This window comes from Paenibacillus terrisolis, assembly GCF_056171975.1.
Map to the genome: position 1 here is coordinate 19,223 of NZ_JBKFGG010000022.1, position 13,576 is coordinate 32,798.

The 13,576-nt window shown below is 47.4% G+C and carries 11 protein-coding genes and 1 pseudogene; 8 read left to right on the top strand and 4 right to left on the bottom strand.

The genetic code is table 11. The annotated features are described in order from the left end of the window. Positions 1-359: 359 nt before the first annotated feature. The gene (locus ACI48K_RS17415) at positions 360-569 is read right to left on the bottom strand and encodes a hypothetical protein (RefSeq protein ID WP_475028886.1); all 210 of its coding nucleotides are present in this window, start codon (positions 567-569) and stop codon (positions 360-362) included. A gap of 492 nt (positions 570-1,061) precedes the next feature. On the opposite strand from ACI48K_RS17415, the gene ACI48K_RS17420 reads away from it, so the two are divergent. From ACI48K_RS17420 to ACI48K_RS17430, 3 genes are all read left to right on the top strand, one after another. Further along, on the top strand, positions 1,062-2,318 hold the full coding sequence (locus tag ACI48K_RS17420; RefSeq protein WP_475028887.1) for a S1C family serine protease: 1,257 nt from the start codon (positions 1,062-1,064) through the stop codon (positions 2,316-2,318). 608 nt (positions 2,319-2,926) lie between these two features. Further along, positions 2,927-4,624 (top strand): glycerol-3-phosphate dehydrogenase/oxidase, encoded by a 1,698-nt coding sequence (locus ACI48K_RS17425; protein ID WP_475028960.1) that lies wholly within the window; start codon positions 2,927-2,929, stop codon positions 4,622-4,624. 178 nt (positions 4,625-4,802) lie between these two features. Then, positions 4,803-4,970, top strand: a complete 168-nt coding sequence (locus ACI48K_RS17430) for a CxxH/CxxC protein (protein WP_082691335.1) — start codon at positions 4,803-4,805, stop codon at positions 4,968-4,970. Positions 4,971-5,066: 96 nt separating this feature from the next. Here ACI48K_RS17430 and ACI48K_RS17435 read toward each other — a convergent pair whose 3' ends face one another. Next, complete coding sequence (locus ACI48K_RS17435; protein ID WP_475028888.1) at positions 5,067-5,948, bottom strand: hypothetical protein; 882 nt, start codon at positions 5,946-5,948, stop codon at positions 5,067-5,069. Positions 5,949-6,050: 102 nt separating this feature from the next. Beyond that, complete coding sequence (locus ACI48K_RS17440; protein ID WP_475028889.1) at positions 6,051-6,815, bottom strand: TetR/AcrR family transcriptional regulator; 765 nt, start codon at positions 6,813-6,815, stop codon at positions 6,051-6,053. Positions 6,816-6,917: 102 nt separating this feature from the next. Between ACI48K_RS17440 and rlmH the strand changes: the two genes are divergently transcribed. Genes rlmH through ACI48K_RS17455 form a run of 3 tightly spaced genes read left to right on the top strand, consistent with a single transcriptional unit; the run spans position 6,918 to position 11,456 of the window. Continuing rightward, a complete protein-coding gene (gene rlmH / locus ACI48K_RS17445) occupies positions 6,918-7,397 on the top strand; it encodes a 23S rRNA (pseudouridine(1915)-N(3))-methyltransferase RlmH (RefSeq protein WP_475028890.1) in 480 nt (159 codons plus the stop codon). A 39-nt stretch (positions 7,398-7,436) separates the two neighbouring features. Continuing rightward, entirely contained in the window at positions 7,437-9,680 is a 2,244-nt protein-coding gene (locus ACI48K_RS17450; protein ID WP_475028891.1) for a U32 family peptidase, read from the top strand. Between the two features lie 36 nt (positions 9,681-9,716). Further along, positions 9,717-11,456 carry an ABC-F family ATP-binding cassette domain-containing protein gene (locus ACI48K_RS17455; protein WP_475028892.1) on the top strand — a complete coding sequence of 580 codons (1,740 nt, stop codon included), beginning with the start codon at positions 9,717-9,719 and terminating at the stop codon, positions 11,454-11,456. 89 nt (positions 11,457-11,545) lie between these two features. Here ACI48K_RS17455 and ACI48K_RS17460 read toward each other — a convergent pair whose 3' ends face one another. Beyond that, on the bottom strand, positions 11,546-12,265 hold the full coding sequence (locus ACI48K_RS17460; protein WP_475028893.1) for a MerR family transcriptional regulator: 720 nt from the start codon (positions 12,263-12,265) through the stop codon (positions 11,546-11,548). Positions 12,266-12,442: 177 nt separating this feature from the next. Between ACI48K_RS17460 and ACI48K_RS17465 the strand changes: the two genes are divergently transcribed. Both ACI48K_RS17465 and ACI48K_RS17470 read left to right on the top strand, forming a co-directional pair. After that, entirely contained in the window at positions 12,443-13,042 is a 600-nt protein-coding gene (locus tag ACI48K_RS17465) for a VOC family protein (protein WP_475028894.1), read from the top strand. A 225-nt stretch (positions 13,043-13,267) separates the two neighbouring features. Next, positions 13,268-13,435 (top strand): annotated as a pseudogene (locus tag ACI48K_RS17470) (cell wall hydrolase); the annotation flags it as partial. Positions 13,436-13,576: the final 141 nt, after the last annotated feature.

Consider the following 13,576-nt stretch of genomic DNA (forward strand, 5'->3'; position numbering starts at 1 on the left):
CAAGGATTGCACCAGCCTTTCTATGAAAGTTTAATCGCTTTAACTTTCAAGCGAGAAAATCTGATAGAATCGAAGATAATACTGACTTTTTATTCCAAAAGTTAAAGTGCTTTAACTTTTGATCAACCTGTTGCCATTATCATAGAGGATGCTTTACAAATAATCAATAGTTTTTTCAAAAATGAAATCGCTTACTGTTACGAAACCTAACATTATATTTGACAATTTTAATAAAAAGGGGTGGTTAAGAGTTGGAGAGGAGTTGAAATTTCGGATTAAGAGCATTTTTGCGTCACATTAGTTTACATGAAATGATCGACGGACCGGGAATACAAGCTGAAGCGGAGGGGACTTATGACTTACATGGTTGGATAGGAGGTAGGAAACATGAAACGGTCGATTTCGATCGCCTTTTGTTCAATTTCTTCCCGGGTAATGATCCCCTTCTCCACCAAAAGTTCCATCATCGCGCTGAGCGTAATGAGCTGCCGGTAATGCTCCTCCTTCATATCGGCCAGCTTGGCCAAAACATTGATCTCGTTCATCGGCGAAAAAGACTTGGCATCCATCCTGTTTCCTCCTAAAAGTTTTGTGAGCGATACTTCCCTGAGCCGGCTTCGAACAAAACTTACATCGGAAGCATAGGCTTAGTTTTGTGAGCGATACTTCCCTGAGCCGGCTTCGAACAAAACTCGCATCGGAAGCATAGACTCCAAATTTGGTTTCAAATGCATGGGATGACTCCCGAAAATTCCCTGATAGGAAAATGCTTCAGTGTGCTCAAAATATGGTAAAATAAATCTATCAATCTATCGCGTATTAGTATTAGTGTAGTCCGGAACCGGGTCAAACATTCCTGAATACAGAAAAAAGCTGCAAATCGCCCCGTCCGGTCGGCAACTAATGCCTCGTTCATGACGTTAAACATAGTATGAAGGTCATGAGGCATATGGCTTTGCCGTATCGGCATACAGTTGAAAGGGACCTTTGCTTGCAGGGAATAGACAAGAGACAGATGACAACCGATACCTGGGGTAGAGCTATGGAAGGGGAGAGTACGGATGGGATTGTTTGACGATGATTTTTATTCCACAAGGGTATCAGGGCGTCACGTACGCAAACACAAACATGAACGAATCGGGAAATGGCATTGGGGATGGCGTACGACGGGGTTATCCACTCTGCAAATTTCCCTGATTTCCTCCGTACTCAGCGCGGTGGTTGCCGTGCTGTTGTTCAGCTTCATCGTAGGACTTCCTTCCTCTGCCGGGGACAAAGCCGCAATCGCGGCATATGCCTCGGACTCGGGCGATCCGTACGACCGGATCAGCATGGCTGCGGCGAAGGTCGCGCCGGCCGTGGTCAGCATCCTTAACCACAGCGAGTTGTCCAAAGGCGATCCGGAGCAGGCGGCGCTGGGTTCCGGCGTGATTTTCAAGAAAGAAAAAGGCAAAGCCTATATCATTACCAATAATCATGTCATCAGCGGCGCGGATGATCTGGAGGTCGTGACCAGCGACGGCACCTCGCGGAAAGCTTCGGTAGTCGGCCAGGATTCGATTAACGATATCGCGGTGCTGGAGATGGACGATAAAGGAATCAATACGGTCATCGAAGTCGGCGATTCGAAAAATTTGCGCGCCGGCGAAACGGTTATTGCCGTCGGTAATCCGCTGGGACTGGGAGGGACGCTGACCTCGGGCATTGTCAGTTATACGAACCGTTTGATTCCGGTCTCGCTGAATCATGATGGGGTTTATGACTGGGAGCAGGAGGTCATCCAGACGGACGCGGCCATTAATGAAGGCAACAGCGGCGGCGCTTTGGTGGACCTGAACGCGCGGCTGATCGGCATCAACACGATGAAGATTTCGGATACCGGCGTCGAGGGTTTGGGTTTTGCCATTCCGGTCAACGATGCGATGAAAACCGTAGATGATATTATGCTGCACGGGAAAGTCGTGCGCCCGTACCTCGGCGTTTACACGCTGGATCTCGATAATCCGTATGCCGAATTATCCAATGAGCAGCGGCAGGATTTGAAGCTGCCGAAGCACGTAACGAGCGGCGTAATCGTGCTTGAAGCGCATGGCCCGGCGAAGGATGCGGGTCTTCAGCTTAACGACGTGATCACCGAGTTCGATAAGCAGCCGATTAACTCCACTCTGGAGCTGCGGCGATATCTGTACGACAAGAAGAAAGTCGGCGACGAGCTGGAGGTCAGCTATTACCGCGCCGGCAAGCTGCAGGACGTTACGCTCAAGCTGACCGACAAACCTTCGGACGCCGAGATCGAAGACGGCCTTGAAAATAAATAAGACGACGCAAAGAGATTCCATTACATTACAGCACAGCCGAAACATTCGGACGACTGGGGTGTAGTCGGGGTCTCTTTTTTATAGCCAAGTTACTGCAGTAGTGGCTGAGCTGAGGTGCAGTACGGCGGCGGAGACCGAGTTGTGGGTACTGCGTTTTCTATACGGGGCCGCATTGGCGTCGCTTAATTGGTGGTTGAAGTTACTTTCTCCATGGTTGAAGTTGCTTTCTTCATGATCGGAGTTGCTTACATCACAATCGGAGTTGCCATGGTCAGAGTTGCTTTCTATTGGCGAGTCAGGCTAGCGGGAAAACCTCCCGTTAATTCGGGGAAATGAGGCAAATTCCAGTATTTTACTGGAAAAGCTCCCGTTAAATCCAGAAATAAAGAGGCACAGGTGCAGATTTTCGCAAAATAGATGGAGGTTTTCCAGTTAACTTCTTTTAGGGGCCGGAAATAGCAGAATTAACGGGAGGAAATCCGGTTAATATTATGGACCGCAGATGATAGACGGACTGATACCGATATGATGAGGTTCGAGTGCTTTTGCGATTGTGGGCAATAAGGCGTACCATGAGTCCGGACAAAAGGGGTGCTTCAGCGGTGGATATGGCGTTTTCGGGAAAAAGCAGGGAGCGGCTGCTCGAGCGGATGGCTGAAGGACTTCAGCCTCTGGATGTGCTGATTGTCGGCGGGGGGATTACGGGAGCGGGCATCGCTCTGGATGCCGCGGCGCGGGGGATGCGGGCCGGGCTGGTGGAGATGCAGGATTTTGCCGCCGGAACGTCGAGCCGGTCGACGAAGCTGGTCCACGGCGGGCTGCGTTATTTGAAGCAGCTGCAGGTCGGTCTCGTGGCCGAAGTGGGCCGGGAGCGGGCGATCGTCTATGAAAACGGGCCGCATGTCACCACTCCCGAACGGATGCTGCTGCCGATTTATAAAGAGGGCACCTTTGGCAAATGGAGCACGTCTTTGGGCTTACGGGTATATGATTTTCTCGCGGGCGTGGATCGGAAGGAGCGGCGGCGGATGCTGCCCCGGGCCGAGACGCTGGCAAAAGAACCGCTGCTGAATCCGGACGGACTGCAGGGCGGCGGTTATTACGTTGAGTACCGCACGGATGACGCGCGTCTGACTATCGAAGTGCTCAAGGCAGCGGCGGCCCGAGGGGCGATTGCGGTCAATTACGCACGGCTGCTGCGGTTTGTATACGAAAAGGGACGTGTGACCGGAGCCGTTATCCGGGATGAAATCGGCGGGCGGGAATACGAGGTGCGGGCGCGAAAAGTGATCAATGCCGCCGGGCCATGGGTGGATTCGCTGCGGGAGTTGGATGGCTCGAAACGGGGCAAAACGCTGCAGCTAACCAAAGGCGTGCATCTGGTGTTCGACGCGAAGCGGTTTCCGCTACGGCAGGCGGTTTATTTTGATACGCCCGACGGCCGGATGTTGTTCGCCATTCCCCGCGACGGCAAAACCTATGTCGGCACGACCGATACGGTGTATCAGGGAGAGCTGGACCATCCGCGAATGACCGTGGACGACCGGGAGTATATCATGGATGCCATTAACGGGATGTTCCCTTCACTCCGCATCCAGGAGTCGGACATCGAATCAGGCTGGTCCGGAGTTCGCCCGCTCATCCACGAAGAGGGGAAATCCCCCTCGGAAATATCCCGGAAGGACGAGATCTGGGAATCGCCGTCCGGCCTGATTACGATTGCGGGCGGCAAGCTGACGGGCTACCGCAAAATGGCCGAAAACGTCGTGGATTGCGTGGCTACGGAGCTTGGAAAAGAGCAGGGCCTGCGCTTTGACGCCTGCTCCACCCGGGCGCTGCCGATTTCCGGCGGGCAGGTGGGCGGGGCGGAAGCTTTTGCGGATTTTGCGGCGCATAAAGCGCGGGAAGCTGCGGACCATGCGGGGACTTCCCAGGAGTTGGCCATGAAGTGGGCGAAAAAGTACGGTTCGAACGTGGATCGGCTGGTGGAGATGGCGAGTGAGGTTATGCAATTGGCGGAAGGACGGGCCGAGGCCGGTTCTGACGGACTGCCGCTGGAGGTGCTGGTTCCGCTGAAGTATGCGTTGGATGAGGAGATGGCGGTGACACCGGGGGATTTTTTTATTCGCCGGACAGGAGCCATGATGTTTGATATTGCTTGGGTGCGGAAGTGGAAAGAACAGGTGATCGCATATATGGCGGAATATTTCGGCTGGACGCCGGAGCGGAGAAGCCGCTATGCGGATGAGCTTGAGCGTGCGCTGGCGGAAGCGGTGGAGCCGGAGGACAAGCGCGGCTGGATGTAAGCGGGATGGATCGCCGGGACAGTGCGTGGATGCTGACCAGTCCGGATCGTTCGGCCGGATGTGACCTCAGCGGTTCCTTTTTGCTCCCGAGTGTGGTAGAACAGAGAAAGAACAATCCAACTCATTTAGATATGCCGCAAGCGTTTGTGGTAGTGGAAAGAAAGGATGCTTTGAGCTTATGTATGTAGTCTGCAAAGATCATGTGGAACTGGCGATTGATATGTTCGTGGATGAATTTGAAGAGGCCCCCGATGTCGTCGATTTGGAGCATACGAAATTTATCGACTGGGAGCCGCCGGTCAAATGCCAGGAATGCGATCATGAGGCCCGTTTTTTGGTCGTGTAAGGCCTTGTGATAGATGATGGAGTACGGGCGTTTATACTACGTTACGGTATTCAGGATCATAAAATACGGGATGGCGGGAATTTGGAATTCCCTTGGTTAAGAGTTCGCGGAGGCGGGCTCTTTTATATTTTTCAGCAAAAGAATCAGGACGACCGCCGAAGCGAGGTTGAATACGGGGAACAATACGGCCTCCGCCGCCGCGAACTCCACTCCGGCCAGGATTTGGCCGATAACCATGGCGGTGATCGCTGTCAGCATCGTGAAGCTTTTGACGCAGAGAACGGACGACAGGAGCAGGCCAAAAGGCTTTTGCCGCAGCAGCAAAATGCCGGAAAGCACTGCGGTCGGCACGACAAAGCCGAGATCCATAGCTTGAATGACCAGGGTTGTGTAATGCTCCAGGCCGACAGGCGGAGCGCCATCATGGCCCAGCGAAGGAGCGATTCGCCCCAGCCACATGAGCCCGATCATGATCCCGACGAAGAGAAGATATCCGGCGATCGACTTGGCGGGGAGCTTGGGACTGAAGCTTCGGGCCAGCGCCGGGAGATCGAACGACATCATCGTGAGCAGGAAGGCGAAAAGACTGAGCGACATGAGGGCGACATCAACCAGAAACATCCGGTTGTACATTGAGGTGAAAGAGTAGGACATGTAAGTGTACAGAAAATACCCCAGTGTTCCGGCGAGCAGCAGCCTGCCTTTCAGGCGGTCTTTTCTGAACAGGGACAGCGATATGAGCAGCAGCGGGATGCCGATGATCAGCGTGACAACATCCTGCGCGATCGCCTGCGAGGCCATGGATACCGAGTCGAACCGGTATAGCCCTTTGCCGTAAATTTCGATGGACTCCCCGCGTAAGGAAGCAAACGAGTGCCTGCCGGGACCTCCAGCCGAAAAAATCCTCGCCGCCGAGGCAATGATTGCGAGTACGGCGATCAGCAACGACAGGATAGTTAGTTCTTTGCGAAATTTCATTGGGTTACCTCCCTGTAAGGTAGGCGCGAGGCGAGAAGAGCAGGAAATGGGATCGGGAAGAAGCATCAAACTCAAAATCTTCCGCATATTCCGCTAATCGCTTCAACTCTCCGCTCTCAGCGCAGACATCATAAAATTGATAAAGCCTTCGATCAGCCGGCTTTTGAAATCCTCCTCGACCTTTTCGGTAATCAACCTCAAGATCAGCCCAAACAGGGAGGCCCAAATGATTTGCGCGTGTAGCTCAATGTTGAGATGCTGCTCGTTGCGCTGCGTCTGCGCGCCTTGGCTGTCGAAATACTCGCGCAGGGCCCGGTGAAGGATCGCCAGAGCCGGGCGGGCTTCGGTCGCTCCCTCAAACAAAACGGCGGTGTGCTCCAAAATGACAGGGGAGTCGTTCAGCATGATCGTTTTGTATTCGGCCGGCATGCCGGTCATCAACTCGATGTATTTGCGCACCCCTTGCTTCAGCTTGCTCTCGGGGCTGCCCGCCGCGGTCTGCATGGTTGAAGTCAAAACGCCGGTCATTTCCTGGTACATCCCGAACACGATCTGGTTGATGATTTCTTCTTTGTCTTTGAAATAATGGTAGATGATCGCGGGAGAGTACTCGATTTTGTCGGCGATTTTGCGGATCGAGACGCTGCCGACGCCTTCATCCTTCATAATCTCCGCCGCGGCTTGCAAAATCCGTTCGCGTTTTTCATTTTTTTCGCGTTCTTTGCGTTCCTGTGTGCCTATGGGGACCGCCTCCTTCGTGCGTGGTGGAATGTTGTGTATAATGGGAGCAGATGAGAGTGATGCTGCAGCCGAAGTGCTGGAATGAGTGTATATAACAGTGTTCAATTTTTGAACACTGTTCAACATAAAGATAATATAGAGCACAATATGAAGTCAATACGGGTGCGCCGGGACTTTGTTTCGAAATTTTGACAGTTGCGGGATTATCCACAAATGGGGGCGGGTTGTTTGTTTATTCAGATTATTGCCGTCGGCAAATTGAAGGAAAAGTATTTGGTGCAGGGAATTGCCGAGTATGCAAAACGGCTGACGCCGTATGTTAAATTTCAAGTCGTGGAGGTGGCCGACGAGAAAGCGCCGGAGACGATGAGTGAGGCGGAGGTGCAGCAGGTGAAGGCGCGAGAGGGCGAGCGCCTGCTTGCGCTTGTGAAGGGCGATGCGCATGTCATCGCCCTGGAGGTGGGCGGCGAGCTGTGGAGCTCGGAAGAGCTCGCCGCCACGTTCGACCGGCTCGGCACGTACGGGACGAGCCATGTCGTGTTTGTCATCGGCGGGAGCCACGGGCTCGCCGATGGTGTGCTCAGCCGCGCGCAGCAGCGGCTGTCGTTCGGGCGCATGACGCTGCCCCATCAGCTCATGCGGCTCGTGCTCACCGAGCAGATTTATCGCGCGGTGAAGATCAATCGGGGTGAACCGTATCACAAGTAACTGCAAGTTTTTATATTTATGGGTCATAAGGAGGAAACAATGACTGAATTATTAGCTCCAGCAGGAAATATGGAAGCTTTAAAAGCTGCCATATCTAATGGTTGTGATGCAGTATACTTAGGAATGCAAAAATTTGGTGCACGTGCATACTCATCTAATTTTGATTTAGAATCGTTAAAAGAGGCTGTTACGTATGCGCACCTGCGGAATGTTAAAATCTATATTACAATGAATACCATCGTTTTCGAAAACGAAGTTGAAGAGATGAAAGAGCAAATACGCGAATTAAATGAGACCGGGGTGGATGGCATTATCGTCCAGGACCTGGCTGCTTTCGATTATATCGTTGAAAACTTTCTTGATCTGGAAGCCCATTGTTCAACTCAAATGGGAATAGACGATTTAGCCGGAACTTTATTATTTAAAGAGCTTGGTGCTAAAAGAGTGGTTCTGTCCCGTGAGGTTGAGATGGAAAAAGTAAAAGAGATCAAAAGAATAGCGGAAATACCTTTAGAAATTTTCGTTCACGGTGCTTTATGTGTATCTTATTCGGGAAACTGTCTCATGTCAGGATTAATCGGCTATCGATGCGCAAATCGCGGGAGATGTGTGGGTTCATGCCGTAAGGAGTATGAACTAATGGATAAGACAACAGATACATCTTTAGGGAAAAGTTATATTCTATCCACGAAGGACTTAAACACAGTCGATTATATCGAGGATTTAAAAGAAATCGATTCTTTAAAAATAGAAGGTCGAATGAAAGATCCTACGTATGTTGCTAATGTCGTATCCAAATATCGCCTGGCCTTAGATCATAAAATAACCGAAGAAGATAAAGAAAATCTGAAAAAAACCTTCAATCGAACATTTACCAAAGGATATTTGTTTCGCGAAGATAAGAGAAATATTACAAACATCTTAAGACCGAATAACTTTGGTTATGAAATTGGAACCATTAGCAAGATGGTTAAAGACATGTATGAAATAACGCTTACACGTCCTTTAAATCAAAACGATACCATCCGAATAAGTCACGACCATGAGGATGTTAATTTAACTGTTGTAAAGCTATACGATAAAGATGGCGAATTAATCAACAAAGCAGATCATGTCTGCTATATCAAAATCAAAGAAAAGTTGTCTGTGGGAGATCTAGTATATAAAACGAAGGATTATTTCTATCACAAAGAATTAGAAGCATCACTGGAAAAAGAATTTAAGCGGTTTAGCCTAGATATTAGAGTATATGCATGTCCAGATTCAAAGCTTCTCATAGACGCGGAGGGCTTAGGCTATCATTATTCATATGAAAGCGAGGAAATACTAGGCGAAGCCATTAATAATCCAACAACAAAAGACCAGGTAATCAAGCAATTTTCAAGATTAAATGATACGATATTCGAACTTCATCATGTGGATTTTGAGGAATGCAATGCATTTATTCCAGCTAAACTGTTAAATGCAGCAAGAAGAGATATTGTACTGGGCTTATATGACTTAAAGCTTAACAGCCAAGAGAAAAGAACCAAGGCTTTGAAAGTAAAAGAAAAAATAAGCTTTGCCCCTGAAGAACCATACCTTACGGCCTCTGTAACGACTAAGGAACAGTATGATGCTTGCGTGAGCTGCGGAATTAAGGAAATCTATTTTGAAAACGTGATTAGAAGAAATCAGAATAAGTATAAGGACAAAGAAGGGCAGCTGTTAATCGGAGGATATGGCGGGATTTATCACTACAGAGAAACGAATCCGTTTGTTACGGACTACTCTCTGAATGTTGTTAATGCTACCAGTTGCCATGAATTATATAAATTAGGTGCAAAACGAGTCACTTTATCTTATGAATTGAATAAGAGCCAAATTGAAGATGTAATGAATGCCTATTATGAAGAAAATGATGGCTATCCTGCACTGGAAATGATGGTATATGGTAAGACTCCTTTGATGTTTACCAAATACTGTCCGATGAAAAAAATGAATCAATGCAGAATTTGCAAAACGAGGAGCTATGAGTTAAAAGATGAGCACGGAACGTTCCCTATCATTTCCCATGATGATTGTACAACGACTCTTCTTAATGGGAAGACGCTTAATCTTCTGGATGAGCTACAAACCATCAAAGGAATCGAGGCGTTCCGATTAAACTTCACCGTTGAATCAAAAGAGCAGGTTGTGAAAATCATTCATATGGCCTCTGGCAAATTAAATGGCTCCATGAATCATGCTGTCTTTGATCAGGAAACAGACACAAGAGGACATTTTAATAAAGAGATTATATAGCTAGCCAACCACTAACGTTTTTATGAAAGGAACCGTATGATACAAGTTGATCACTTATCCTTCTCGTTTCCGCAAAAGGATCTGTATAAGGACATTTCGTTTAAGCTCGAAGAGGGGCAACATTGCGCATTTATCGGAACAAGCGGCAGCGGGAAAAGTACACTGATCGATATCCTGATAGACCCCGAAAGGTATTTGTTCGAGGGCAAGTTAGAGATCGATCCGACTTGCACAATCGGGTATGTCAGTCAGTTCTCGCAAGTAGACAAGCCTGAAGAAACAACCGTTTTTGAATATATCGGGAAAGCGTTTATCCAGATACAAGATGAGATCACATCCCTTTATGCTGAAATGGAAACCACATCGGACATCGATTCGCTGCTGGAAAAGGTTGAATTGGCCTTGGAAGCCTTCGATTCAATCGGCGGGAATGATTTTGAAAGCAGCATTAATAAGAAGCTAAATCTGGCCAACCTCATGAAGCTAAAAGATCTTAAGGTATCCGATCTGAGCGGCGGGGAATTCAAACTTATTCAAGTAATAAAGGAAATGCTTAACAGTCCGGACTTGATGATTATGGACGAACCGGATGTGTTTTTAGACTTTGAAAATCTAAATGCGCTTAAAAAATTGATTAATGCTCACAAGGGAATGCTGCTGGTCGTTACGCACAACCGGTATTTGCTCAATCATTGTTTCAACAAAATCCTACACCTGGAAAACAAGGAGATCCAAGAGTTTGACGGGCGATATATCGATTATAACTTCTCCTTGCTTCAGACCAAAATGGAGCTGCAAGAACTCGCAATTGCTGAAGAAGAAGAAATCGAGCGAAACGAGAACATCATCGATAATCTTAGAGCGATGGCGACTTATCATTCAGAAGCATCCAGAGGAAGAGCGTTAAAAGCCAGAGTCAAGTTTCAAGAAAGATTGGAAGCACGTAGAATCAAAGTGCCGTTTGTCGATATTAAGCAGCCGGATATTACTTTTGGTATGGATCATGAAATGGAAGACACCACTGTTATAAGAGTCCATGATTATAGCATTGCCTTCAATGAGCTGCTTTTGGAAAATGTTAACTTTGAGATTAAGTCTACGGATAAAGTAGCCATTATCGGTCCAAACGGTACCGGGAAAACGACTTTGCTCCGAGAAATCTTTAATAACAATCATGAGTCGATTGAAATCAATGCTGATGCTAAAGTGGCTTATTTATCTCAGCTTCATGGCGAAACGCTAAAAGATTCCAATACCATAATGAATGAATTCATCGATGCCGGGTTTAAAACGTATGACGAGATTAGAGCGTATCTTGCAAATTATGATTTTGAAGGAGAAATCCTTGATCAAAAGATTGAATCTTTGTCCGGTGGAGAAAAAAACATGCTTCAGTTGGCCAAAGCGTCTGCCAGCCAGGCCAACATACTGCTTCTCGACGAACCGACAAGCCATTTGGATAGCTATGCACAGATCGCACTGGAGAAAGCCATCGAAGACTATAAAGGTGCGATTCTAATGATTTCTCATGATTTCTATTCGGTCGTAAACGGCATGCACTATGTGTTAATCATTGACGATAAGAAGATTAGAAAAATGAGCATGCGAAAATTTAGACAGATGATTTATGCGAGTCACTTTAATAAAGACTATTTGGAAATGGAGCAAAAGAAAAAGTCGGTTGAAATGAAAATAGAGTTGGCTTTAAAGGATAAGAATTTTGAACTTGCAAAAGGTTTGGCCGATGAGCTGGAAGAGATCATTAAGCTGCTTTAAATGATAACGCTCAGTCTTGACAGCTCTAAATTAGCTTATGAACTGCCGTTAGCCCGTTACGGGGAACCCTACCACAAGCAGGGCGAAATTTAGTTTGGAATGACCGGTGCAGAGGCAGTGTTAGTAAGAATGTCAAAGAGCTGCTGCAAATAAGATATTCCTCGTATTTGCTCTACGAGTGTCTGGTCAATGTATTGTAAAGACTTAAGAGCAATTTCTTTAGCTTGAGCAACGTTATGGTTATCAAGATCCGACAATACTTCACGAACCACATCCAAGGAGTAAACCACTCTCTGAACGGTACGAATGATCAGAATCTTTCGAAGATCCGACGGGCTATACATTCGAAACCCGCTCTCTTTGTGCCGTTCAGACTTAATTAATCCTTCTTTTTCCCAATGTCGAATTGCGGATGCAGATATGTTGGCCTCTTTCGCCACTTCTCCAATCGTAAAAAACGGTTTGCTGCGGTTGAGCGGAAGATTAGTAAGCTCTCTTAAATCGAGCATCTCGACTGTTCTTTGAACCGTTAGCTTCTCGGCATGCAGGTCTACTTGTGCTTGATTAATTAACCATAGAGCATCAAGTCTCTCCCCCCTGATGATGCGTGGCATCACTTCCTTGACAAGATCCATTCCAAATCCGGATTTTAAGGCGCGAATGCATTGGAAATACGCTTCATGATCCTGTGTATATATTCGGTAACCATTCGATGCTCTTTCGACTTTAGGAATCAGCCCCCATGCTTCGTAATGCTTCAATGCGCTCGTGCTGATATTCAACCTTGCGGCTATTATCCGCCCATTCATCCAACCTTCAACTCCTTGTAATTCAACCTTAAAGCAGACGACTACTTTACTAAATTATATCCTGTATTATAAGGTGATATTTTATCAAACCTAACCATTTGCATGAATATTGTACGCTAGGAGTGTAAGTACAATAAATCCGAAATCAATTTTCGGGATGAAAATGGAGGAGATCATTTGAACAAAGTAATTCCGATATTGCCTTGCGTAAGCATTGATATCCAGTGTGAGTTTTATGAAAGCATCGGCTTTACGACAATCGCTAAGTATAGATCCCCAAATGCGTATGCCGTTGTAAGCTACGAGGATATCATCTTGCATTTCTGGGGCAGTAAAAAAAATGACCCCAGCGCCAACGCGAGCATGGTATTCGTTGAGGTTGAAGACGCCGACAGCTTGAACGCGAAGTTCTGCGGCAATATGAAAAGCGCATGGGGGAAAGTTCCAAGAGCAGGATTTCCGCGCATTTCGAAAGTGAGAGAATTAAAAGAGGACAATCGGTTTACTCTTTGCGACCCTTCCGGTAATACCTTTTATTTCGGCACGATCAATAATGGGAAGGTTGTTACAATGCGTTCACTCGATAACGAACAACATGCGGAGTCGTTTGCGGCTATTTACGACTTGCTGCATTCGCATGAAAGTCCCGAAAAAGCAGCTAAGATGTTGTCGATATTTAACCGGAACGTTGGCGAATTGAATGTTTCGGATAAGGAGAAATTAGCGGTTCTAACAGCGGAAATTGAAGAAGCACTAAAGGAAATGATAAGGGATTAACCATCGTATGCCAACATGCTGCTCTGTCAAGAGACATTACATGAAAGCCGGCGATTTGGAACTGTCTGCTCCACTTTAGGCAGCCCGGTCTCAAAATTGGCGGCACTCAATGAGTCGGCTAGAGTTCACTGAAATGGCAGTTTATTATTGTTTTCTTTAGTATGCCGAAGTAACATCCGCTTCACCTAAAATATGATGAGTCTAGAAACCGAATGAGGTGAGCAAATGGCGGTTGTGAAATCCAGGAAACGGGATATCGATATGTTGGCAAGGCTGCTCCGAGCTGAGGCTGAGGCCGAAGGCGAGATGGGCATGCTCCATATTGGAGATGTTGGCATTAACCGAGTAAGAGCGAATTGTTCCGATTTTGCAGGGATCCGGACAATTCCCCAAGGCGGCCGCTTTTTCATTAACATCGCTTCCTGTCAGTAAAACAAGAAACATTCAAGCTCTTTTGTGGTTATCTCCAAAATGTAATCTTGTTGTTTTCAAATTTAGAGTGAATACCAATAGACGTATTAACTTAAGGGAGCT

Bases quoted from the DNA above. Each gene is read 5' to 3' on its own strand.
- ACI48K_RS17415 (WP_475028886.1), bottom strand. From the start codon at position 569: ATGGATGCCAAGTCTTTTTCGCCGATGAACGAGATCAATGTTTTGGCC.
- ACI48K_RS17420 (WP_475028887.1), top strand. From the start codon at position 1,062: ATGGGATTGTTTGACGATGATTTTTATTCCACAAGGGTATCAGGGCGT.
- ACI48K_RS17425 (WP_475028960.1), top strand. From the start codon at position 2,927: ATGGCGTTTTCGGGAAAAAGCAGGGAGCGGCTGCTCGAGCGGATGGCT.
- ACI48K_RS17430 (WP_082691335.1), top strand. From the start codon at position 4,803: ATGTATGTAGTCTGCAAAGATCATGTGGAACTGGCGATTGATATGTTC.
- ACI48K_RS17435 (WP_475028888.1), bottom strand. From the start codon at position 5,948: ATGAAATTTCGCAAAGAACTAACTATCCTGTCGTTGCTGATCGCCGTA.
- ACI48K_RS17440 (WP_475028889.1), bottom strand. From the start codon at position 6,815: ATGTTGAACAGTGTTCAAAAATTGAACACTGTTATATACACTCATTCC.
- ACI48K_RS17450 (WP_475028891.1), top strand. From the start codon at position 7,437: ATGACTGAATTATTAGCTCCAGCAGGAAATATGGAAGCTTTAAAAGCT.
- ACI48K_RS17455 (WP_475028892.1), top strand. From the start codon at position 9,717: ATGATACAAGTTGATCACTTATCCTTCTCGTTTCCGCAAAAGGATCTG.
- ACI48K_RS17460 (WP_475028893.1), bottom strand. From the start codon at position 12,265: ATGAATGGGCGGATAATAGCCGCAAGGTTGAATATCAGCACGAGCGCA.